This window comes from Streptomyces sp. NBC_00203 (assembly GCF_045206325.1).
Lineage (GTDB): Bacteria > Actinomycetota > Actinomycetes > Streptomycetales > Streptomycetaceae > Streptomyces > Streptomyces lutosisoli.
Genome location: NZ_CP108126.1, coordinates 8,170,358 through 8,191,099, shown reverse-complemented (window position 1 = coordinate 8,191,099; position 20,742 = coordinate 8,170,358). Strand labels below are relative to the sequence as shown.

Here is a 20,742-nt window from a genome sequence, read left to right as displayed (position 1 = left end):
AAGATCCCTCTCAGTCCGCGTCAGGCGTCAGGCGCAACGAGATCGAGTTGATGCAGTACCGCTGATCGGTCGGCGTCGCATACCCCTCCCCCTCGAACACATGCCCAAGATGCGACCCGCACCGCGCGCACCGCACCTCCGTCCGCACCATCCCGAGCGTCCGGTCCTCGATCAGCTCGACCGCGTCGGTGTCCTTCGGGTCGAAGAAGGACGGCCAGCCGCAGTGCGACTCGAACTTCTCCGTGGACGTGAAGAGTTCGGCGCCGCAGGCACGGCAGGAGTAGACGCCCTTGGTCTTGGCGTCGGTGTACTGACCGGTGAAGGCGGGCTCGGTACCCGCCTTCCGCAGCACCGCGTATTCGGCCGGGGTCAGCTCCGCGCGCCACTGCTCGTCCGGCTTTTCGATGTCGTACGACATGAAGCTCAACCCCTTACACAGCTGAGGAAGCTCACAAGAGCTACGGCTACTTGGACAGGCGGGTCAGGATCTCGGGGCCGAGGTCCGTGACGTCGCCCGCGCCCATGGTGAGAACGAGATCACCGGGCTTCGCCATTCCCGCGACCACGGAGGGAACCTCGGACTTGTCGTGGACCGCCGTCACGTCGGCGCCCGCCGCCCGCGCCGCCTCGATGATCAGCTCGCTCGTGACGCCCGGGATCGGGTCCTCACGGGCCGGGTAGATGTCCAGGACGACCGAGGCGTCCGCCAGCGACAGGGCCTCGCCCATCTCCTTGCCCAGCTCCTGCGTGCGGGAGAACAGGTGGGGCTGGAAGACCACGAGGATGCGGCCGGAAGCGCCCGCACGCATGGCCTCCAGGTCCGCCGTCATCTCGGTCGGGTGGTGCGCGTAGGAGTCGATGACCTGGACGCCGGCCTCCTCGCCCTTCAGCTGGAGGCGGCGCTTCACCCCCGTGTAGGAGGCGAGCGCGGGGGCCAGCTGGTCCGCCGGGATGCCGAGCGCCACGCCCGCCGCGAGGGCGGCCACCGCGTTGTGCGCGTAGTGGCGGCCGGGCACGGAGACGGCGAAGGTCAGCTCCGAGCCGTCCAGGAGCACCTTCACCTCGCTCTTCAGACCGTGCGGGACCACGGAGAGCACACGGACATCGGCGTCCGCCGATTCGCCGTACGTCACCACGCGGACGTCGTCGGGCAGGCGCCGCGTCAGCTCGCGCGCGCCCTCGTGGTCGGCCGAGATCACCAGCGTGCCGCCGGGGACGATCTTGCCCGCGAACGTCTCGAAGGACTCGTAGATCTCGTCCATGGAGGCGTAGTTGGCGTGGTGGTCGAGCTCGACGTTGAGGACGATCGCGACCTCGGGCGCGTACTTGTGGAAGCTGCGGTCCGACTCGTCGGCCTCGGCGACGAAGATGTCGCCGTCGCCGTGCAGGGCGTTCGAACCGGGGGCGTCGAGGTCGCCGCCGATCGCGTACGACGGGGACAGGCCCAGGGAGGAGAGCGACACCGCCAGCATCGACGTCGTGGTCGTCTTGCCGTGGGTGCCGGCGACCGCGATCGGGCGCAGGCCGTCCATCAGCCGGGCGAGGGCGTCCGAACGGTGCACGACCGGAATGCCGAGCTCCGCCGCGCGGGCCAGCTCCGGGTTGTCCGCGCGGATCGCCGAGGAGACCACCACGCAGGTGGCGTCGGAGGCGAGGTGGTCGGCCGCGTGCCCGATATGCACCGTCACCCCGAGCGCCCGCAGCGCCTCGGCAGTAGCCGACTCCTTCGCGTCACTCCCCGCCACCTTGGCCCCGCGCTGCGCGAGAATCTTCGCAATACCCGACATCCCGGCGCCGCCGATGCCGATGAAGTGCGGTCGGTCCATGGCGGTAGGAAGGCCGGGTGCCATGCGCGTTTCTCCCAAGATCCAGTACGACGACAAGCGCGCCCAAGTGAAGGCACGCACCCCAAGCCTATTGCGTACAGCAACCAGCCCCAGCAAGGGACGCGTACAGCCGCGCCCCTTAAGGGGCGCGGGGAACTGCGCGACCAGCCACACACAACCCGCACCAACAGACCAGCCCAGCCCCTACGGCGCCCCACAGCCAAGCCCAAAGCCGCAGCGCTCACACCTTGCTGTGCGAGAACAGCTTCAACACCGGCACCCCCACCTTGTGCCGAGCCCGCGAGGCCCAGTCCCGGTGGAAGAACTCCTCCACGTAGTGGGGGTCGGTCAGCACGATGACCTCGTCGGCGTCGATCTCGTCGACCAGGGACCTCAGCGCGTCCAGCGGATGGTCCTCGATGAGCCGGCCCACCGCCTGGCTGCCCGACGCGTGCAGGGCCTCAAGAGACACCTCCAGCGCCTGCCCACCGAGGGCCGCCGCATCCGCACCCTCCGGCGTCTCCCGCTCGCGCGCCGCTTCGTCCAGCTCACCGAGCGCGACGTCGTCGATGGCCCGCAGCAGCCGGTCCGCCTGGTCGCCACGGGGCTGGAGCAGCACGTGGAAGGCGACCGTCTCGTCACCGTGCAAGGTGGTGACGAACTCCACGTCGGCGGACGTCAGGGCCTTCTCGATCATCAATACGCTTGTGAACACGACAGGCGCCCTTCTCCTCCGTGGGCCGTCCGTAGGCCCCTGCGGAAACCATCCTGCCCCGAGACCGCACGGGGTCTGCGAGATTTAGTGTGCCGAGTGGAAGATAAACGGAACGGGGTATTCCGCCGGCTTGTCACGACCGACGGTATCGGGTGTAGAGGAACCCGGCCTCCTCCAGCAGGGACACGAGTTCGAACCGCTTCGGGACCGCGATCGAGGGCCCTCCGGCGATGCGCTGCGCGTCGCCCGCGGTGAGCATGGGGGACACGGTCAGACAGAGCTCGTCGAGCACTCCGGCCGCGACCAGCTGGCCCAGCAGCCGGGGTCCGCCCTCGGTCAGCAGCCGGGTGAAGCCGAGGTCCCCGAGGGCCCGTACGGCGCGGGCGGGGTCCACACCCTTCCCGTCCCCGGCGATCACCACCTGGGCGCCCGCCTTCTCGGCCGCCGCGACCCGCTCCGGAGGGGCCCCTGCGCCTGTCAGCACCAGCGTGGGCACCAGGGGCGAGGTGAAGAGCGGAAGCGAGAAGTCCAGGTCGAGGCTCGCGGTCACCACCGCGATGGCGGGCGCGGGGCCCTGTCCGGCGGCCTCCCGGAGCGCCGCGAAGGCCTCACGCGCGCGTGCCGGGCGGTAACCCTCCTGGCGTACCGTTTCCGCGCCGACGATCACGACATCGGCGAGCGCCCTCAGCACCCCGAAGATCCGCATGTCGGTGTCGCCGGAGATGGGCTGCGAGCGGCCCTCGTGCTGGCCCGCGCCGTCGAGCGTGGACACCATGTTGGCGCGCAGCCAGAGCCCGCCCACCGGGGGGTAGGCGTACACCTCCGCCAGCTCAGGGAGCCCCCACTCGCGGTCCGTCACATCCGCCCCAGGGGCCCCGCCCGAGGCCTGGGCTGCTGTTTCGTACATCACAGGGAACAGGCGTCGCATGACGTGCAGTGTGGCACGGCCCTTAGAGTGGGGAACCGTGTCGTCCTCCACCACCGCCTCCGGGATCGACCCGATAGCCGAAGCGGCCCCGCTGTCCCTGTCCGCCCGCGAGCCGTACGTCCCCGCCGACCGGCTCGTCGCCGAGATGGTGCCACCGCCGCGCTTCGACTCGGTCCGCTTCGCCACGTACATCCCGGACCCGAACCAGCCCAGCCAGACCGAGGCCGTACGCGTCCTCGAAGGCTTCGCGAGCGGTCTCGGCGGGGCGCACGCCATCGGCGGCGGCAAGCGCCGGCTGTTCGGCTTCGGGAAGGCCCCCAAGGCAGCCCCCGCCGGTCCCCGCGGTGTCTACCTGGACGGTGGCTACGGCGTCGGCAAGACCCATCTGCTGGCCTCCCTGTGGCACGCGACCCCGGCGGAGCCCACGCTCAAGGCGTTCGGCACCTTCGTGGAGCTGACGAACCTGGTCGGCGCGCTCGGCTTCCAGAAGACCGTGCAGACGCTGTCGGGCCACCGGCTCCTGTGCATCGACGAGTTCGAGCTGGACGACCCGGGCGACACCGTCCTCGTCTCCACCCTGCTCGGCAAGCTGGTCGACGCGGGTGTCGCGCTCGCGGCGACCTCGAACACACTGCCGGGCAAGCTCGGCGAGGGCCGGTTCGCCGCCGCCGACTTCCTGCGCGAGATCCAGGGCCTGTCCGCGCGCTTCAGGCCGCTGCGCATCGACGGCGAGGACTACCGCCACCGGGGGCTGCCCGAGGCCCCGGCGCCGTTCTCCGACGAGCAGGTCACGAAGGCGGCGTACGCCACCGACGGCGCGTCCCTCGACGACTTCCCGCATCTGCTCGACCACCTGGCGCGCGTCCACCCCAGCCGGTACGGCGCCCTGACGGACGGCGTCCGGGCCGTCTGCCTCACCGACGTCCAGCCGGTCCCGGACCAGTCGACGGCGCTGCGGCTCGTCGTGCTCGCCGACCGGCTGTATGACCGCGAGGTGCCGGTCCTCGCCTCCGGAATGCCCTTCGACAAGCTCTTCAGCGAGGAGATGCTGAACGGCGGCTACCGCAAGAAGTACTTCCGCGCGATATCCCGGCTCACGGCGCTGGCGCGGGACGCGAAGAAGCTCGTGGAGAGCTGATTCAGGCCACTCCCCCTCCCGTTTCAGCTCCTCTTCACAGGTGAAACGCTGAGTTAACCCTGCAAACAACTCGCCACGTTATTCTGTGAGTCGACCTTGAGCGCAGCGGTGGATGAAGTGCCGGAGGGGGCGCATGTTACGTGGCACGACGGCCCGGACCCTGTTCGTGGTACTCGCCGCCGTCCTGATCGCCCTGCAACTCTTCGCTCCCACCGAGTCGTTCGCGTCCGCGCACAAAGGCGAGGTCGCCTCCTGCGCCGAGGCCGAGCATCCGCAGAAGGTGGCCCCGCCGCTGGGTGCCCGCCGGCGGGTCCTTGACGAGGACCTCGTACCGGATTCACCGGCGCGCGCCCTGCTGGCCGGCGATCCCGCGGCCACGTATCCGCCGGCCTCGCTCACCGCCGCGCACCCCTGTACGTCGAGAGCCTCAACGGCCTTGTCTCCCGCGGGACTTCAGGTCTTCCGCTGCTGAGCGGAGCGCGTCCCCCCACGCTCCGTTTCGTAAGCCGACGCGCCCTCATGGCGCGCCAGGAGGAACTGACATGCAGCCTCTCATCGACCATGCCCGCTCCTTCGGCCGGCGGCCCGAGGATTTCGCCTCGCTCGCCCAAGGCCAGTCCCCGCAGGTCCTGTTCGTGACCTGCTCCGACTCCCGGGTCGTCCCGGCCCTGATCACCGGCGCCCGCCCGGGCGAGCTCTTCGAGCTGCGCACCGCGGGCAACATCGTCCCGCCGTACGTCTTTGGCCGGCCGACCTCCGAGGCGGCCACCGTCGAGTACGCGGTGGACGTGCTCGGCGTCACCGAGATCGTGGTCTGCGGCCACTCGCACTGCGGCGCCGTGGGCGCGCTGGTGCGCGGCGAGGACCTGACCGCCGTACCCGCCGTGCGCGACTGGCTCGCGCAGGCCGAAACCCCGTCCGACGCACCGGACGACGACCCGGCCGTCGCCGGGGCGGTGCAGAACCATGTCCTCGCGCAACTGCTCCGGCTCCGTGCGTACCCGTGTGTGCGACGGGCCCTGACGGCAGGTCAACTGCGCCTGCACGGCTGGTACTACGAGGTCCACACCGGCGCCGTACGCGCACACAGCCCCGACACCGACTCCTTCGAGGCGCTGTGAGCCGCGCGATGACCCACTCCCGTCTCACCAGCCAACTCCCCCACCTGCGGCAGGACTTCGCCGCGTCGATCGTGGTGTTCCTCGTCGCCCTGCCGCTGTGCGTGGGCGTCGCCGTCGCCTCCGGCGTTCCGGCCGAACTCGGCCTGGTCACCGGCATCGTGGGCGGTCTCGTCACCGGACTGATGCGCGGCAGCAGCCTCCAGGTGTCGGGCCCGGCCGCGGGGCTGACCGTGCTGGTCTTCGAGGCCGTACGGGAGTACGGTCTCGCCGTCCTCGGGGTCGTGGTGCTCGCTACGGGCGTGCTCCAACTGCTCATGGGCGCTCTGAAGTTGGGGCGCTACTTCCGGGCGATCTCGGTGGCTGTCGTCGAGGGCATGCTGGCCGGGATCGGGCTCGTGCTGATCGCGGGCCAGCTCTACTCGATGGCGGGCCTCAAGGCTCCGGCGTCCGGGCTCGACAAGCTCACCGGGCTGCCGGAGGCGCTCGCCGACGCGGCCCGGAGCACCGAGGCACTGGCCTCGGCCGGGCTCGGGGCGGGCACGGTCGCCGTGCTGGTCCTGTGGAAGCGGCTGCCGCGACGCGTGCGTACGGTGCCGGGGGCGCTCGGCGCGGTCGCGCTGGCCACGCTCGCCACGTCGGCGTTCGGGCTGCCCGTGGCCAAGGTCGAGGTGCGGGGGCTGGTCGGCTCCGTCCAGCTGCCCTCCCTCGACGCCTTCGGCGAGCGGGCGCACGTCGGTGTGCTCGGCACGGTCCTCGCCTTCACCCTGATCGCCTCCGCGGAGTCGCTGTTCAGCGCGGCGGCCGTGGACCGGCTGCACGACGGGCCGCGGACCGAGTACGACAAGGAGCTGATGGCTCAGGGCGCGGGCAACACGGTGTGCGGGCTGCTCGGCGCGCTGCCGATGACCGCCGTGATCGTACGCAGCGCGGCGAACGTCCAGGCGGGCGCGCGGACGAAGGCGTCCCGGGTGCTGCACGGGGTGTGGCTGCTGCTCTTCGCGGCGCTGCTGCCCGCCGCCCTCGGCGTCATTCCGCTGCCCGCCCTCGCCGGCATCCTGGTGCACGCGGGCTGGAAGCTGATCCCGCTGCGCGAGATCGCCGCGCTGTGGCGTGCGCACCGGGGTGAAGCGCTGATCCTCGTCGTCACCGCGGTGTCGATCGTCGCCGTCAGCATGTTCGAGGGCGTCCTCATAGGGCTGGCGCTGGCCGTCGCGAAGACGGCCTGGGAGGCCTCGCACGTCCGCCTGGAGGTCATGGACAAGGGCGCCGGGCCCGTTCAGGCGTATCTCTCGGGCAACGCGACCTTCCTGCGGCTGCCGAAGATACTCGACAGCCTGGAGGCGCTGCCGCAGGACCGGCCGGTCGAGCTGGACCTCTCGGGTCTGCACCACCTCGACCATGCGTGCCGGACCGCGCTGGAAACCTGGTCGGCGCGGCACAGCGCGACAGGGATCGAGCCGGTGAAGGTCACGCCGGGGGCCTGACCTGGGGCCGGGTCCGCCTCATGGCGGGCCCGGCCCTTCGACGTAAAGTGGACATATTAGACATAATGGGCCGCTCGGAAGGGGTCGTCATGCTCGAAGAACTCCTGGTCGCGGGCGTGGCAGCCGGTACCGCAGGGTTGGTGTATCTCGCGGCGGCGGCCCGGGTCATCAAGCAGTACGAGCGCGGCGTGGTCTTCCGGCTGGGACGCGTGATGAGTCTCCCGCGCTCTCCGGGGTTCACCCTGATCGTGCCCTTCGTCGACCGGCTTCGTAAGGTCAACATGCAGATCGTGACGATGCCCGTGCCGGCCCAGGAGGGCATCACGCGGGACAACGTCACCGTCCGGGTCGACGCGGTCGTCTACTTCAAGGTGGTCAACGCCCCGGACGCGGTCATCCAGGTCGAGGACTACCGTTTCGCGGTCTCGCAGATGGCGCAGACCTCGCTGCGGTCCATCATCGGCAAGAGCGACCTCGACGACCTCCTGTCCAATCGCGAGAAGCTCAACCAGGGGCTGGAGCTGATGATCGACAGCCCGGCGATCGGCTGGGGTGTGCAGATCGACCGCGTCGAGATCAAGGACGTATCCCTGCCCGAGACGATGAAGCGGTCGATGGCCCGGCAGGCCGAGGCCGACCGTGAGCGGCGGGCCCGGGTCATCAACGCGGACGCTGAGCTCCAGGCCTCCAAGAAGCTCGCACAGGCCGCCGAAGTGATGTCGGAGCAGCCCGCCGCGCTCCAACTGCGGCTGCTGCAAACCGTGGTGGCGGTCGCTGCCGAGAAGAACTCGACGCTCGTACTCCCGTTCCCCGTTGAGCTGCTGCGATTCCTGGAGCGGGCCCAGGTCCCACCGGGTTCGGCCCAACCGGGTCCGGCGGCGGTCGAACAGGCACCGCACCAGGCAGCCCCCAAGGGCGACGAACACAAGAGCGGCACCCCCGAAGAGAGCGGCACTCCCGAAGAGGAGGACGACGGGAAGGACGAACCCCAGGACACCGGGTGACGCCACGACACAACACGACACAAGACGACACACACGACACAAGCGGTCCCGTGCAGCTCTCGCTGCGCGGGACCGCTGGGGAAGGCACAACCGGCCTTACCGAGACGATTCGCCGTCGATGTTCAAGCGTCAGCGGCCGCCGTGCCCTCCGTTGCCATAACCTCCGTTGCCGTGGCCGTTGCCACCGTTGTCGTGGCCGTTGCCGTAGCCACCGTTGTCACCACGTCCGTTGTCGTACCCACCATGGTCGCCACGGCCGTTGTCACGCCCGTTGTCGTACCCATTGTGGTCGCCGCGTCCGTTGTCGCCGCGTCCGTTGTCGCCGCGGCAGTTGTCGTCGTGACCGCGCCAGCTGTTGCCGTAGTTGCCCCAGCAGTAGTCGGACGAGTTGTGGGAGTCCGAGTGGGAGTCACTGTTGGCGCTGGCGATGCCGGCTCCGCCAAAGGCCAGAGCCAGGGCAGCGAACCCGCCGCCGACCAGCCGGATGATCCTGGATGTCGTAACCCGCATGATCCTTTCCCTTCCAGGGAGCGTGGACGGGCCCGGACCCCGCACAGCGTTCGCGGGGTCCGGTTCATCGACCTTGAAGGGGGGTCCGGTTCATCGACTGTGAAAGTGGCGGGAATTCCCGCCGTCGACTCACGCGCTGTATGCGCGGCATCGGGCCCGCCCGGGCTGCCCAGTGCAGCAGACCCCGCGGCGGAGCATCCGTCCGTCGGACGTTCGACGGCCAGGTGACCGTCGAACGGAATGTTCAGATTGTTCGTCTCTCACCAGGCAAAAGACGGTGCATTTCGTTCAATCCACATCCAAACTAGGCATACGCATACATAGAAGTCAAGCTGAACAGGTACCCCACCGTCGCATCTGGCGAAACCCACGGCACCCTGCGCAACTCCCATTCGCCATGAAGCAATTGACGCCCGTTTCGCGTCGCGCGATCCCGTGCTCGACGCCGGAGAGTGTCCCGGCACGCCGACTACCGATGCGAGCGCATGACCACCACCAACCCGGCGGGCAACACGTGGTGTTGCGACCGGGCGCCCGCGCCCGCCACGCACACATCCACCACTCGCGCCCGCACTCTCGATTCGAACTCCCCTTTCCCATAGCGGAGTTGGGAACGCTCGAAGAAGCCCGCACGGCACGGGAGTTGACCGGACGGGCGCACACCAGACCCGATGACAGACCGGCCCGGCCCGACTCGCCACCGACCCTCCCTCCAGAACCCGCTCCAATTCGTACAACTGATCGACGCACACGCCGCCGATCCGCTCGGCCGGGAGGCCTGAACGCGAGTAGCGGTTCCAAGCCGCCCGGCGCACCATCGAGAGAGACGGCCGGAAGACCTCGGAATCGGCTCCCGCCTCGCCGACCTGCGAGAACGCCGCTGGACTTCGATGAGGAGGCGAGCCGCAAGAAGCGGCCGCTCGCGCGGCCACCTGCCCGCAGAGCGCCGAGGCGGCTCTAGGCGGGTGACTTCGGGACCGGATACGCGCGGCACGTGCACGAGAGGAACAAATAGTCACATTTACGCAGATATCTTCATCGGGTGATCATTCCTGTACGACGATTCGCCGCGACCTGTGCCCTCGGCACCCTCGGCGTCGCGCTCGCCGCATGTGGTGCCCCCGGCACCCCGCACGCCGCCCGCCCGGGGCACCCCGCGTCCGCCAGTGCCGCGCCGTCGCGGCCCCCGACGCTCGCCCCCGGTCCCGCCGGACTGACCCCCGTCTTCAAGAACGGCCCCCGGACGCCGGACAAGACCGTCGCGCTGACCTTCGACGCGGACATGACCGCGGATCAGGGGCCGCGGGCGGCGGCCGGGGAGCACTTCGACAATCCGAAGCTGATCGCCACGCTGCGCGGGTTCAAGGTGCCGGCGACCGTGTTCATGACGGGGCGATGGGCCGACGAGTATCCCGAGGAGGCCAGGGACATCGGGGCGGACCCGCAGTTCGAGGTCGCCAACCACTCGTACAGCCACTACGCCTTCACGGACGACTGCTACGGGCTGCCGACCGTGCCCGAGGACAAGATGCGGGCGGACGTGGAGCGGGCGTACACCGCGTTCAAGAGGGCGGGGGTGCGCCATGCGATGCCGTACTTCCGTTTCCCGGGCGGGTGCTACAACCGGACGGCGCTGCGGGCACTGAGCGCGGTCGGCGTGACCGCCGTGCAGTGGGACGTGGTGAGCGGGGACGCGTTCGCGACGGACGCGGATGCCGTGGCACGGCAGGTCCTTGAGGGCGTACGGCCCGGGTCCGTCGTCGTGATGCACTGCACGCGGAGCGCCGCCCCGGCGACCGAGGAGGCGCTGCGGACGATCATCCCCGAGCTGCGCGAGCAGGGGTACCGGTTCGTGAAGGTGTCCGAGCTGATCGGACGGGCGGAGGGCCGCCACCGCTGAGCGGCTCGGCCGCCCGTCCTACCCTGGAGCCATGAGCGACTACTGCGGCACCGGGGCGGATCCCGCACCGGCACCGGTTTCCTCCCCGGCGGACGGCCCCCCGTTCGCCGAGTGCGTGCTGTGCCGGAAGCCGACGGAGTACCCGGAGTCGCACAAGGGGATCACGCTGTGCCCCGTCTGCGAGTGGCAGGAGGCACAGCGCACCGCCTGCTCAGGCTGACCGGCGCGAGGTGAGCGCGCAGGCACCGGCGATCGCGGCCGCCGTGAGCAGTGCGGCGGCCGCCAGGGGCAGCAGCGGTACGGGGACCGTGCCCGCCTGCGAGCCCGTGATCAGGTCGGTGAGCGCGGCGTGGGCCGGTGAGCCCGTCACCACCAGGGCGAGCAGCGCCGCGAGCAGCATCGCGGGGACCGCGCGGCCCGGTGAGCGCAGCAGCGGCCAGGTCGTGAGCGCGCCGACGGCCGTGCCGAGCAGCGCGCAGACGAGCGCCGCAAGGAGCCCGGCGCCGCCCGCCGCGAGCACCGGCACCCGCTTCTGGTGGTCCGTACTCGTGGGATCGCTGATCACCGTGACGACCAGTGTCGCCGCCGCCCCGATGAGCACGGCCGCGCCGAGCGCGACGGCCAGACAGGCCAGGTGCGCCCGCGCGGGGCCGACCGCCGCGCTCACACAACTGCGGGCCGCGGGCGACTCGTTGGTCGCGCAGATCCGTACCAGCCAGGCGGCGACGGGCAGCACGGCCGCCGCCGCGTAACCGAGCGAGTCGAGCACCGGCTGACCGCTCTGCACACCGATCGCGAGGAACGCCGCGTACAGGATGAACGGCGGCAGCCAGCGCTGGGAGCGCAGGAGCAGGGCGGTCTGGTAGCGGAGGAGGGCGGTCATCGGCGGCTTTCGCTTTCGAGCGGGCGTACGGCGTTGTCGGAGCTCTCGGCGCTGCCGAAGGACTCGGAGCTCTCGGAACATCCGGAGGAGTCCTTCGGGAGTGGCCGGTTCACGCTCACCACATGCCAGGGCGGCCGTTCGCCCAGCAGTGACCTGAGCAGCACGTCGGAGTGCGACTCGGGGACGGTGAAGCGTGTCGTCCCGGGTGCGGTCCGCTCGACGGACGTCGACAGCCCGGCTGCCCGGTCCGGCGGCTCCGCGTCCGGCGGGCCTTCGGCCTCGACGACGACGTGCGGTCCGGTCGCCACCGAAGTGACCTGCTCCGTACGGAGGTTGAGGGACCCCCCGATCACCGCGTAGGTGGCGTCCGGCACCCCCGCCAGACGCCTCGGGTCGTGGTCGACGAAGACCACGGCGGCCCCGGCCGCGGTGCGTTCCGCGACGGCGCGTTCCAGTTCGGCGCGGGCGGCGGTGTCGAGGCCGGTCCAGGCCTCGTCGAGGACGAGGAGGTCGGGATCGGCGAGCAGGGCCTGGGCGACGGCGACCTTCTGGCTGCTGCCCTTGGACAGCTCCGCCATGGGCGTACGGGCGTACGCGGCGGCGCCGAGCCGTTCCAGCCATACGTCGGCGGCGCGGGCGGCGGCCGTACGGGACAGGCCGTGGACCGCGCCGAGGTGGGTGAGGTAACCGGTCGCGGTGAAGGGGAGCGCGGCCGGGAAGCGCTCGGGGACGTATGCCGTGCGCGGGCGCCCGGTGATCCGGCCCTCGGTGGGCGCGTCGATCCCGGCGAGGAGGCGCAACAGGGTTGATTTTCCGGTGCCGTTGGCGCCCTCGACACGGGTCAGCGTGCCTGGAGTCACGGCCAGGTCCACCCCGCGCAGCACCCAGGGTCCACGGATGCCGTAGCGGCGGCCGACCCCCTCCAGCCGTAGCTCACGTTTCATGGCGCCATCCTCGCTCGTCCTCGCGGCTGCCCGGGGAAGAACCGATCTTCCGCCTGGCAGACTGGAGGACGTGACCAGTGATCCCTCCGTTCCCGGCGACAGCCCCTTCCGTTCCGAGCGCACCGCGCGCGACGAGGCACCTCAGTTCGTGCTGCCTCTGGTCGTCCGTATCGAGAAGGCCGCTCCCCCGGCGCGTACCGACGCGCTGGAGACCGCCGCCCGCGCCGTGCTGACCGTCCTCAGCGACGAGCGGTCCCTCGGGGACGGGGAATGGGCGCAGGCGATGCGGGACTGGCAGGACGCGCGGATCCGCAAGGTCGTACGACGGGCGCGGGGCGCCGAGTGGCGGCGGGCCGAGGCGCTGCCCGGGATCACGGTGACCGGGAAGTCCGCCGAGGTACGGGTCTTCCCGCCGGTCCCGCTGGACGGCTGGCCCAAGGACCTGGCCCGGCTCCAGGTCTCCGGCACGGACCTCGACGACCCGGAGCCGCTGCTGGACGCCGACCCGACGGCGCCGGTGCTGTGGCTCAACCCCGACCTCGGCATGTCGGCCGGCAAGACGATGGCGCAGGCGGGTCACGGCGCCCAACTGGCCTGGTGGGACCTGTCCGACGAGGAGCGCGCGGCCTGGCGCGACGAGGGCTTCCCGCTCGCCGTGCGCACCGCCGACCCGGCCCGCTGGCGTGAACTCACCACCTCCGGGCTCCCGTTGGTCCGCGACGCGGGTTTCACGGAGATCGCACCGGGCTCGTGCACGGTGGTCGCGGACCATCCGGCACTGCGCGGCTGACCCCCACACTCCTCACCGACACCGACACCGACACCGACACCCGGCCCCGACACGCCCCGAGCCAAGACGGTCAGGCTGCCGGGGCGAAGTGCCCGATCAGCAGGGACAGGCGGTGGGCGTGGCCCTCGCGGGGCAGGCGTCCGCTGCGCATCAGCGTGACGAGGCCGTGCAGGCCGCTCCAGAAGGTCTCGGTGAGGATGCCCGGGTCGTCGTCGCCCGTGAACGGCTGGACGGCCTGGCACAGCTCGCCGAAGGCGGCCCACAGAGCGGGGGGCGCCTCCGCTGTGGCGAACGGCAGGTCGACGGCGTACGTGAACATCGCGTCGTACAGCGCGGGGCGCCGCTCGCCGAAATCCGCGTAGGCCGCGCCGACCGCGGCGAGGGCCGCACCGGGATCGGGCGCCGACGTGCGGGCCCCGCGCAGCTCCTCCGCGAGCTCGGCGCAGCCCTGCACCGCGACGGCCGCCATGATGGCGTCCTTGCCCTTGAAGTGGCTGTACAGCACGGGCTGGCTGTACTCGATCTCGGCGGCGAGCCGTCGTGTGGTCACCGCGTCCCAGCCCTCGGTCTCGGCCAGTTCCCGCGCGGCCCTGACGATCAGCCGCTCACGCTCCGCTCGTTCGCGCTCTCGGCGCGTCTGGATCGACATGGCCATGATTCTAGCACCGCTAGCTTTCATGTCGACGCTATGCTAGCTTCGCTCTTGCCCCTAGCACTGCTAGCAAGGAGATCCGACATGCTTACTCCCACGGCCTACGGCCTTGCCATCGTGCTCGACCTCTTCGTCCTGTTCATCGGCGCGCGGTTCCTGCTTCAGCCGGTGCCCGCCGCCACCGGCTACGGCGTTCCGGCCAAGCCGCACGGCGACGTCGCCTACCTGGAGATCAAGGGCCTGCGCGACGCCACCTTCGGCGTCATGGGCCTGGCTCTGCTCGCCTTCGCCGGCGCCACCGCCGAGGCGTGGTTCATGCTGATCGTGGCGCTGGCACCGCTCGGCGACACCCTGATAGTGCTGCGCCACGGCGGCACCAAGGCCGTCGCCTTCGGGATCCACTTCGCCACCGCCGTGGTCGTCCTCGTCAGCGCCGCACTGCTCTTCGCGGCCTGAGAGGGCACTCGGGCTAGGCTTTTCCCACAGGCACGGACATGGGGGGCACGATGGCCGGGACCCGACTGGACGGCAGGGTCGAACGCGGCAACCGTACGCGGCAGCTGGTCCTCCGCCGCACCGTCGACATCGCCTCCGTCGAGGGCCTGGAGGCGCTGTCCGTCGGACGTCTCGCCACCGAGCTCCAGCTCAGCAAGAGCGGGGTCTTCGCCCTCTTCGGCTCCAAGCAGGAGCTGCAACTGGCCACGGTGCGGGAGGCGGGGCGCATCTACGTCGAGCAGGTGATCCGGCCCGCGGCCCAGGCCCCGGCCGGGATCGCCCGCGTCCGGCACCTGTGCGAACTCTGGCTGGACTACTCCCAGGGCCGGGTCTTCCCGGGCGGCTGCTTCTTCTACGAGGTCGTCGCCGAGTTCGACGCCCGGCCGGGGCCGGTGCACGACGCGGTGGTCCGCGCCCAGCGGGACTGGACGGACCATGTGGAGCGCACCGTCACCGAGGCCCGCGACCTCGGCGACCTCCGCCCCGACACGGACGCCCCCCAACTCGCCTTCGAACTCATCGCGTTGATGGAGACGGCCAACGCCCTCTCCGTCCTGCGCGACGATACTGTCGCCTACCGCAGGGCCCGCGTCGCGATCACCTCCCGGCTGCGGGCGGCGGCGACGGATCCGTCCCGGGTTCCTGAAGTCTCGTAACACGCACGGCAATTGAGCGGCCCGGCGGTTCGGCGAAACAAGTAGCACGACCGTTCGCTTAGTTTTATGCTCGGTCCATGAGCCACCCAAGGATCCTTCGCTCACGCTGGCAGCCAGGCCCCCAGAGGCACTTCCCCACCGGACCGGCGGTGGTGAGCTTCACCGACTTCACCGCCGACACCTTCCGGCAGTCCTGGTCCGTCGCCCTCGCGGGGCTGCGGCTGCGCGGCACCTGGCCCGACACCCCCGGCGCGATCGGCATGTGGCTGTGGGCCGATCCGATGCGGCGGCGCTCGGGGTCGGTCTCGGTCTGGGCGGACGCGGCGGGGCTCAAGGAGTTCGTCGGCCGGCCCGACCACGTGCGGATCGTGCGCGCGCACCGCGGTCGCGGAGTTCTGCGGTCGGCGGGATGGGAGACCGAGCGCTTCGACGCGGCGGAGGCCTGGGCGTACGCACGTCACCTGATCGACAACGGCGCCTGACGAAGAACGCGTCCGATCGGGCACGTGCCTGACCGGAACAGCGAGGCTGGAGGACACCGAACATGACGAGAACGACCGGACCGGACATCGTCGAGCTCGACCGGATCGCCGTACAGGAGTCGCTCAGGGTCGTGGGGCTGGCACAGGAGGCGGACTGGGAGCGGGACACCCCTTGTGCGGGGTGGACGCTGCGGCGGCTGGTGGCACACATGGCCGCGCAGCACTACGGGTTCGCGGCGGCCGCACGCGGGGCGGGGCGCGAGGCGGCGTATTGGCGGGAGCCGCAGGACATGAGCGATCCGGGGCGGACGTACCGGGGCGCGGTGACGACGGTGCTCGCCGCGTTCGCCGAACCGGGCGTCACGGAGCGGGAGTTCGCGCTGCCTGAACTCGGGGCCGGGTTTCCCGGGCGGGTCGCCGTCGGTTTCCACCTCATCGACTACGTGGTGCACGCGTGGGACGTGGCCGCCGCGCTCGGCGTCGGCATCGGCCTGCCGGGCCATGTCCTCGACGCGGCGCTCGCCGTCGCGCGTCGCGTGCCGACGGATCCGGCGGGCAGGGGGCCGGGCTTCGCGTTCGCGCCGGTCCTCGACGGGCCGGCCGGGCCGGACCCCCTGGACGAGGCGCTGCGGCTGCTGGGACGCGACCCGCAGAAGTGGCCGCCCACGAGCTGAACAGCACGGTCGTCCCGTACGTACCTCCTGGCACTGGCCAAGTAATGGTTCCCAACGACCAGTTGGTTTGCCCCGGGAGGCTCAATTTGCGGCGTATCAACGGCAGCGCCCTCGTCATCGCGGCACTCGTCGCCACCGTCGGAGCGCTCGCGTTCCCCGTGTGGTCGTACGCCGACCGTTCCGGCACGGGCGCGGCGAATGTCGCCGCCGGGACGGTGAACACACGCTGGGGGCCGCTGACCGCCGCGGACCGGGATCTGATCGTCCGGGTGCGGCTGGCCGGGCTGTGGGAGCTGCCGGCCGGGCAGCAGGCCATCGAGCGGGCCCCCACCAAGGCCATCAAGGAAGCGGGCGACCATCTGATCGTCGGGCACACCGACCTCGACAAGCGGGTGCGGATCGTGGCGGCCCAGCTCAATGTCGAGCTGCCGAACCAGCCGAACGCGCAGCAGCAGGGCTGGCTGCAGGAGCTGACGGCGGCGTCGGGCAAGGAATACGAGTACAAGTTCGCGAACCTGCTGCGGTCCGCCCACGGCAAGATCTTTCCGGCGATCGGTGCGGTCCGCAACAGCACCCGCAACACGCTCGTGCGACAGCTGGCCAGCGACGCCAACCTGACCGTGCTCGACCACATCACGATGCTGGAGAAGACCGGGAACGTCGACTTCGACGCCATCGCCGCGGCCGCGGCCGCCACCACGACGGCCAGCCCCACCGGTCCCCCGGCACCGACCATCGGGGCGTCGGCGGCCTCCGCGCCGCCCGTCCAGCCCGGCAACGGCGTGGACGTCTCGTCGAGTCCGTCGGCGCTGCCTACGGCCGGCGCCGACATCAACACCAGCCGGCCGGATCCCAAGGACTCCGACAACGTGCTCCAGTAGCCGCGCTCCAGCAGCCACGCGAAACCTCAAATGTTGCTCTGAACGTCCCCTTCCATGGGTTCGGCCCCGGGTCCCGGGGCCATGACTCCGTCACGCCGGAACACAGGTCCGTCGTAAGGAGACGACACGCAAGGTCTGGTCGGGTCGTAACGGACGAAGAAGACGGGGACGGGGACATGAAGCAGCTGAAGCGGCTGGGGACGGGAATCGGGTGGCGGCCGGAGATCGCCGAGGCCGTGGAGCGCATGCCCGGCATCGACTGGGTCGAGGCCGTGGCCGAGAACGTGTGCCCCGGGCATCTCCCCGAGTCGCTGCTGCGGCTGCGCGAGCGTGGGGTCACCGTGGTGCCGCACGGGGTCTCGCTGGGCCTCGGCGGTGCGGACCGGCCCGACGCGTCCCAGCTCGTCGCGCTCGCCGAGCGGGCCGAGGCGCTGGGCTCGCCGCTGGTCACGGAGCACATCGCGTTCGTGCGGGCCGGGGGTCCCCTCACCGCGTCGCCGCTGCTGGAGGCGGGGCACCTGCTGCCGGTTCCCCGCACCCGGGACGCCCTCGACGTCCTGTGCGAGAACATCCGGATCGCGCAGGACGCCCTGCCCGTTCCCCTCGCGGTGGAGAACATCGCCGCGCTGATCTCCTGGCCCGGCGAGGAGATGACCGAGGGCCAGTTCCTCTACGACCTGGTCGACCGGACCGGCGTACGCCTCCTCATCGACGTCGCCAACCTCCACACGAACCACGTCAACCGGGGCGAGGACCCCGCCAAGGCCCTCGACGAACTCCCGGTCGAAGCCATCGCGTACGTCCATGTCGCAGGCGGCTTCGAACGTGACGGTGTCTGGCACGACAGCCACGCCCACCCCGTCCCCCGGCCCGTCCTCGACATCCTGGCCGACCTCGCCTCCCGCGTGTCCCCACCGGGGGTCCTCCTCGAACGGGACGAGAACTTCCCGGACCCGGGCGAGCTGGAGCGGGAGCTGGGGGCGATCCGGGAGACGCTGGAGAAGGCGGGCGCCGGGGTGACGGTCACCCGGGGAGCCGCTCCGGCAGGGCGCTCCGGCACGGACGGCCCCTTCCCCGAGGCCGGAGAGGCCGGAAGCGCCCGGGGAGCGGCTCCGGCAGGGCGCTCCGGCACGGACGGCCCCTTCCCCGAGGCCGGAGAGGCCGGAAGCGGCACGGACGCGCCGGCCGGTGATGCCACGAACCCTGCCCCCGGTGAGACCGGAGCCCGGCAGCGCCTCGCCCTCGCGCAGGCCGCCCTGCTGTCCGCGCTCGTCGCGGGAACCCCCGTGCCCGAAGGGTTCGACCGGGTACGCCTCGGAGTGCAGGCGCGGGCCCTCGCGGCCAAGCGGGCGGACGTCGTCGCGAAGGTGGCGGCGGAACTGCCGGCGATCCTGGGCGCGGGATACCGGCCGGCGTTTCTCGCGTATGCGCAGGGTCATCCGATGACCGGCGGCTACCGGCGCGACGCCCTCGACTTCGCCGAGCAGCTGCTCCTCGCGGGTCGTCCCGAGGACGCGGAGACGCGGAGCCGGCTGCGCGACTGGTGGCTGGAGCGCTCGGGCCCCGCCCCGCTGTCGCGGCGCCCCACGGCCCGGCTGGCCCGCGCCACCCGCCGGGTGCTGCTGCGCCGCTGAGTACGCGCCTGGCCGACCGGCCCCGCCGCAGAGTGTGCCGGGGTTAACACCGCTCTCTGTGCGACTTCTGTCAGGGAGCGGTTTGCGAGCGTTTCAGATGGTCTGGCGTACGCCCGAAGTACCCCATCCTGCGCGTTCCACCCACCGTCCAAGCCCTTCTCCTCGTACGGCAGTTGCCGTAGCGGCCGCAGTAACATGCCAAGCCGCACCCGAAGCGCACTAGCGTGCGGTGCCGCAACAGGAGGCACCATGCGATCCATCAACCGCACCGGATTGGTCAGTGGAACAGGGCTCATCATCACGGCCCTCACGGCGACGCTCGTCGCGCTGGTCTTTCCGATCTGGTCGTACGCGGACCGCTCCGGCACCGGCCTGGACACGCTGAACGCGCAGACCGTGTCGACCCAGTTCGGTCCGCTGTCGGCGCTGGACCGGGAGTTCATCACCAAGGTCCGCCTCGCCGGACTGTGGGAGCTGCCCGCGGGCCAGCAGGCCCAGGAGCGCGGCACCACCCAGGCCGTACGGGCGGCGGGCGAGCACCTCATCGAGGGTCACACGTTCCTGGACTCCCGTGTCCGCAACGTGGCGGCGCGGCTCGGCCTGGAGCTGCCCAACCAGCCCAATCCGCAGCAGCGTCAGTGGCTGGCCACGCTCGACGCGGCGCACGGCACGGACTACGACCGGAAGTTCGCGAACATCCTGCGCAAGGCCCACGGCAAGGTCTTCTCCGTGGTCGCCCAGGTCCGCGCGAACACCCGCAACTCGCTCGTACGCGATCTCGCCGACGACGCGAACACCACCGTGCTCGACCACATCAAGGTCCTGGAAGCCACCGGATACGTCGACTTCGACGCCCTCGCCCAGGACGCGGCCACCGCGAGCCCGCCGCCCCTCACCAACTCCCCGGCCCCGCCCGGCCCGACGCGGTCGCCGGGTTCGCCGGTCCCGGTGACCCCGGCTGCGGGCTATTCCCTCCCGCCGGCCGCCTCGCGGGCCAATCCCTCCTCAACCCCCTAGCTCCCCTTGGCCGTCCACAGCCACTCAGGGCTCCCCGGACGTCAAGCGGAACGTCACGCACCGACAACACTCCGTCCATATAGTGAACAAACCATGGCGCCCGCCCGGCCGTTCGCATAGAAAAACGCCATGTTCTGGGTCCTTCTCCTGCTCCTGGCCTGGGCCGCGGCCGGCACCTCCTGCACCCGGCTGTGCCTGGCCGCCGTACGCGCGGCGGCCGTCGACGCGGACGCGGCGCGCGGTCACGACCTCACGCTGTACGAGGCGGCGTTCCTGTGCGGCGGCCCCGACCGGGTCGCCGATCTGACGCTGGTATCGATGGCCCGCCAGCGCCGGCTGCTGCTCGCGCACACCGGCTGGGCGACCGTCGTGGACCCGCGCGGGCGCGACGAGATGGAGCGCTCGGTCATAGGGGCCATCGGCCCGGAGGGCCAGTCCCGGATAGCGCCGGTACGGGCGACCACGGCCGCCGCGGACTCGGTACGCCGCCTCGCCGACCACCTGGTCGCGGCGGGCCTCGCCGTGCCCGACGGCGCCCGCACCACCGTCGCGGGCGCGGTCCGCCAGGTGCAGGCCGCCACCGCGGCCGTCCTCGCGCTGGGCGCGGTGGCCGTGCTGCTGCCCGCGCAGACCACCGAGAACGCGGTGCCGGTCGCGGTCTGGTTCCTGCTCCCGCTCATCCTCACGCTGAGCTGCCTCGCCATCGCCCGCATCGAGGTGCACCCCTACACGCGCTGGGCCTCCCCGGCCGGACAGCGGCTGCTGGGCACCCTCGCCCGGTATGGCGACGACACCGGCGACGACCGTACGTACCTCACCTCCATCGCCGTACGCGGCATTCGCGCGATCGGCGAGCCGGACCTGCGCGCGGCCTTCACGCACCGCGACCGCGACCCCGGGCGCGAGGCCGGGGAAAGGGGCTGAGGGGCGCCCCAGGGGGCGCATAGGGGTCATTGGGGCCGACACCGCGGCCCGGTGCTTTACTTCGCCAACCGTCGAACGAAACAT

Annotated in this window: 24 protein-coding genes; 16 read left to right on the top strand and 8 right to left on the bottom strand. The window is 71.2% G+C overall.

All coding sequences use genetic code 11. From position 1 onward, the window contains the following. Positions 1-10: 10 nt before the first annotated feature. The 4 genes from msrB to OG975_RS36465 all read right to left on the bottom strand — a co-directional run bounded on the left by msrB (position 11) and on the right by OG975_RS36465 (position 3,469). Positions 11-418: a peptide-methionine (R)-S-oxide reductase MsrB gene (gene msrB / locus OG975_RS36480; RefSeq protein WP_406333653.1), complete on the bottom strand. Its 408-nt coding sequence runs from the start codon at positions 416-418 to the stop codon at positions 11-13. A gap of 46 nt (positions 419-464) precedes the next feature. Beyond that, positions 465-1,850, bottom strand: coding sequence for a UDP-N-acetylmuramate--L-alanine ligase (murC, locus tag OG975_RS36475; protein WP_406333652.1), 1,386 nt, complete (start codon positions 1,848-1,850; stop codon positions 465-467). A 217-nt stretch (positions 1,851-2,067) separates the two neighbouring features. Further along, positions 2,068-2,541 (bottom strand): indole-3-glycerol phosphate synthase, encoded by a 474-nt coding sequence (locus OG975_RS36470; RefSeq protein WP_406333651.1) that lies wholly within the window; start codon positions 2,539-2,541, stop codon positions 2,068-2,070. Between the two features lie 133 nt (positions 2,542-2,674). Further along, positions 2,675-3,469, bottom strand: a complete 795-nt coding sequence (locus OG975_RS36465; RefSeq protein WP_406333650.1) for a pyrimidine reductase family protein — start codon at positions 3,467-3,469, stop codon at positions 2,675-2,677. Between the two features lie 37 nt (positions 3,470-3,506). Here OG975_RS36465 and zapE point away from each other — a divergent pair, with 37 nt between their 5' ends. The 5 genes from zapE (at position 3,507) to OG975_RS36440 (ending at position 8,216) form a co-directional block, all read left to right on the top strand. Further along, a complete protein-coding gene (zapE, locus tag OG975_RS36460; RefSeq protein WP_381261389.1) occupies positions 3,507-4,607 on the top strand; it encodes a cell division protein ZapE in 1,101 nt (366 codons plus the stop codon). A 133-nt stretch (positions 4,608-4,740) separates the two neighbouring features. Then, positions 4,741-5,079: a hypothetical protein gene (locus OG975_RS36455; RefSeq protein WP_406333649.1), complete on the top strand. Its 339-nt coding sequence runs from the start codon at positions 4,741-4,743 to the stop codon at positions 5,077-5,079. 70 nt (positions 5,080-5,149) lie between these two features. Further along, positions 5,150-5,728, top strand: a complete 579-nt coding sequence (locus OG975_RS36450; protein WP_406333648.1) for a carbonic anhydrase — start codon at positions 5,150-5,152, stop codon at positions 5,726-5,728. An 8-nt stretch (positions 5,729-5,736) separates the two neighbouring features. Beyond that, positions 5,737-7,212: a SulP family inorganic anion transporter gene (locus OG975_RS36445; RefSeq protein WP_406333647.1), complete on the top strand. Its 1,476-nt coding sequence runs from the start codon at positions 5,737-5,739 to the stop codon at positions 7,210-7,212. 89 nt (positions 7,213-7,301) lie between these two features. Continuing rightward, complete coding sequence (locus OG975_RS36440; RefSeq protein ID WP_406333646.1) at positions 7,302-8,216, top strand: slipin family protein; 915 nt, start codon at positions 7,302-7,304, stop codon at positions 8,214-8,216. A gap of 129 nt (positions 8,217-8,345) precedes the next feature. On the opposite strand, the gene OG975_RS36435 is transcribed toward OG975_RS36440, so the two are convergent. Continuing rightward, positions 8,346-8,726, bottom strand: coding sequence for a hypothetical protein (locus tag OG975_RS36435; protein WP_406333645.1), 381 nt, complete (start codon positions 8,724-8,726; stop codon positions 8,346-8,348). 1,042 nt (positions 8,727-9,768) lie between these two features. On the opposite strand from OG975_RS36435, the gene OG975_RS36430 reads away from it, so the two are divergent. Both OG975_RS36430 and OG975_RS36425 read left to right on the top strand, forming a co-directional pair. Further along, positions 9,769-10,626 (top strand): polysaccharide deacetylase family protein, encoded by an 858-nt coding sequence (locus OG975_RS36430; protein WP_406333644.1) that lies wholly within the window; start codon positions 9,769-9,771, stop codon positions 10,624-10,626. A gap of 31 nt (positions 10,627-10,657) precedes the next feature. Then, positions 10,658-10,846 (top strand): hypothetical protein, encoded by a 189-nt coding sequence (locus tag OG975_RS36425; RefSeq protein ID WP_406333643.1) that lies wholly within the window; start codon positions 10,658-10,660, stop codon positions 10,844-10,846. Here the strand turns inward: OG975_RS36425 and OG975_RS36420 are convergent. Continuing rightward, positions 10,838-11,509, bottom strand: a complete 672-nt coding sequence (locus OG975_RS36420; protein WP_406333641.1) for an ABC transporter — start codon at positions 11,507-11,509, stop codon at positions 10,838-10,840. The genes OG975_RS36425 and OG975_RS36420 overlap by 9 nt on opposite strands. Further along, complete coding sequence (locus tag OG975_RS36415; protein ID WP_406333640.1) at positions 11,506-12,453, bottom strand: ATP-binding cassette domain-containing protein; 948 nt, start codon at positions 12,451-12,453, stop codon at positions 11,506-11,508. Before OG975_RS36415 ends, OG975_RS36420 begins: the two co-directional genes overlap by 4 nt. A gap of 70 nt (positions 12,454-12,523) precedes the next feature. Here OG975_RS36415 and OG975_RS36410 point away from each other — a divergent pair, with 70 nt between their 5' ends. After that, a complete protein-coding gene (locus OG975_RS36410; protein WP_406333639.1) occupies positions 12,524-13,243 on the top strand; it encodes an aminoacyl-tRNA hydrolase in 720 nt (239 codons plus the stop codon). 70 nt (positions 13,244-13,313) lie between these two features. On the opposite strand, the gene OG975_RS36405 is transcribed toward OG975_RS36410, so the two are convergent. Next, positions 13,314-13,892 (bottom strand): TetR/AcrR family transcriptional regulator, encoded by a 579-nt coding sequence (locus OG975_RS36405; protein WP_406333638.1) that lies wholly within the window; start codon positions 13,890-13,892, stop codon positions 13,314-13,316. A gap of 87 nt (positions 13,893-13,979) precedes the next feature. Here OG975_RS36405 and OG975_RS36400 point away from each other — a divergent pair, with 87 nt between their 5' ends. From OG975_RS36400 to OG975_RS36365, 8 genes are all read left to right on the top strand, one after another. Continuing rightward, positions 13,980-14,351, top strand: coding sequence for a DUF4267 domain-containing protein (locus OG975_RS36400; protein WP_406333637.1), 372 nt, complete (start codon positions 13,980-13,982; stop codon positions 14,349-14,351). 50 nt (positions 14,352-14,401) lie between these two features. Continuing rightward, positions 14,402-15,046, top strand: coding sequence for a TetR/AcrR family transcriptional regulator (locus OG975_RS36395; protein WP_406333635.1), 645 nt, complete (start codon positions 14,402-14,404; stop codon positions 15,044-15,046). Between the two features lie 77 nt (positions 15,047-15,123). Beyond that, entirely contained in the window at positions 15,124-15,528 is a 405-nt protein-coding gene (locus OG975_RS36390; RefSeq protein ID WP_406333634.1) for a hypothetical protein, read from the top strand. Between the two features lie 62 nt (positions 15,529-15,590). Next, positions 15,591-16,202: a TIGR03086 family metal-binding protein gene (locus OG975_RS36385; protein WP_406333632.1), complete on the top strand. Its 612-nt coding sequence runs from the start codon at positions 15,591-15,593 to the stop codon at positions 16,200-16,202. An 86-nt stretch (positions 16,203-16,288) separates the two neighbouring features. Next, positions 16,289-17,083, top strand: coding sequence for a DUF4142 domain-containing protein (locus tag OG975_RS36380; RefSeq protein WP_406333630.1), 795 nt, complete (start codon positions 16,289-16,291; stop codon positions 17,081-17,083). Positions 17,084-17,259: 176 nt separating this feature from the next. Next, the gene (locus OG975_RS36375; protein ID WP_406333629.1) at positions 17,260-18,717 is read left to right on the top strand and encodes a DUF692 family multinuclear iron-containing protein; all 1,458 of its coding nucleotides are present in this window, start codon (positions 17,260-17,262) and stop codon (positions 18,715-18,717) included. A 249-nt stretch (positions 18,718-18,966) separates the two neighbouring features. After that, positions 18,967-19,734, top strand: a complete 768-nt coding sequence (locus tag OG975_RS36370; protein ID WP_406333628.1) for a DUF4142 domain-containing protein — start codon at positions 18,967-18,969, stop codon at positions 19,732-19,734. A gap of 129 nt (positions 19,735-19,863) precedes the next feature. Beyond that, on the top strand, positions 19,864-20,658 hold the full coding sequence (locus OG975_RS36365; RefSeq protein WP_406333626.1) for a TIGR04222 domain-containing membrane protein: 795 nt from the start codon (positions 19,864-19,866) through the stop codon (positions 20,656-20,658). Positions 20,659-20,742 lie beyond the last annotated feature (84 nt).

Coding starts and splice junctions, on each gene's coding strand:
- msrB (WP_406333653.1), bottom strand. CDS start 418: ATGTCGTACGACATCGAAAAGCCGGACGAGCAGTGGCGCGCGGAGCTG.
- murC (WP_406333652.1), bottom strand. CDS start 1,850: ATGGCACCCGGCCTTCCTACCGCCATGGACCGACCGCACTTCATCGGC.
- OG975_RS36465 (WP_406333650.1), bottom strand. CDS start 3,469: ATGCGACGCCTGTTCCCTGTGATGTACGAAACAGCAGCCCAGGCCTCG.
- OG975_RS36455 (WP_406333649.1), top strand. CDS start 4,741: ATGTTACGTGGCACGACGGCCCGGACCCTGTTCGTGGTACTCGCCGCC.
- OG975_RS36450 (WP_406333648.1), top strand. CDS start 5,150: ATGCAGCCTCTCATCGACCATGCCCGCTCCTTCGGCCGGCGGCCCGAG.
- OG975_RS36445 (WP_406333647.1), top strand. CDS start 5,737: ATGACCCACTCCCGTCTCACCAGCCAACTCCCCCACCTGCGGCAGGAC.
- OG975_RS36440 (WP_406333646.1), top strand. CDS start 7,302: ATGCTCGAAGAACTCCTGGTCGCGGGCGTGGCAGCCGGTACCGCAGGG.
- OG975_RS36435 (WP_406333645.1), bottom strand. CDS start 8,726: ATGCGGGTTACGACATCCAGGATCATCCGGCTGGTCGGCGGCGGGTTC.
- OG975_RS36425 (WP_406333643.1), top strand. CDS start 10,658: ATGAGCGACTACTGCGGCACCGGGGCGGATCCCGCACCGGCACCGGTT.
- OG975_RS36420 (WP_406333641.1), bottom strand. CDS start 11,509: ATGACCGCCCTCCTCCGCTACCAGACCGCCCTGCTCCTGCGCTCCCAG.
- OG975_RS36415 (WP_406333640.1), bottom strand. CDS start 12,453: ATGAAACGTGAGCTACGGCTGGAGGGGGTCGGCCGCCGCTACGGCATC.
- OG975_RS36405 (WP_406333638.1), bottom strand. CDS start 13,892: ATGTCGATCCAGACGCGCCGAGAGCGCGAACGAGCGGAGCGTGAGCGG.
- OG975_RS36400 (WP_406333637.1), top strand. CDS start 13,980: ATGCTTACTCCCACGGCCTACGGCCTTGCCATCGTGCTCGACCTCTTC.
- OG975_RS36395 (WP_406333635.1), top strand. CDS start 14,402: ATGGCCGGGACCCGACTGGACGGCAGGGTCGAACGCGGCAACCGTACG.
- OG975_RS36390 (WP_406333634.1), top strand. CDS start 15,124: ATGAGCCACCCAAGGATCCTTCGCTCACGCTGGCAGCCAGGCCCCCAG.
- OG975_RS36385 (WP_406333632.1), top strand. CDS start 15,591: ATGACGAGAACGACCGGACCGGACATCGTCGAGCTCGACCGGATCGCC.
- OG975_RS36375 (WP_406333629.1), top strand. CDS start 17,260: ATGAAGCAGCTGAAGCGGCTGGGGACGGGAATCGGGTGGCGGCCGGAG.
- OG975_RS36370 (WP_406333628.1), top strand. CDS start 18,967: ATGCGATCCATCAACCGCACCGGATTGGTCAGTGGAACAGGGCTCATC.
- OG975_RS36365 (WP_406333626.1), top strand. CDS start 19,864: ATGTTCTGGGTCCTTCTCCTGCTCCTGGCCTGGGCCGCGGCCGGCACC.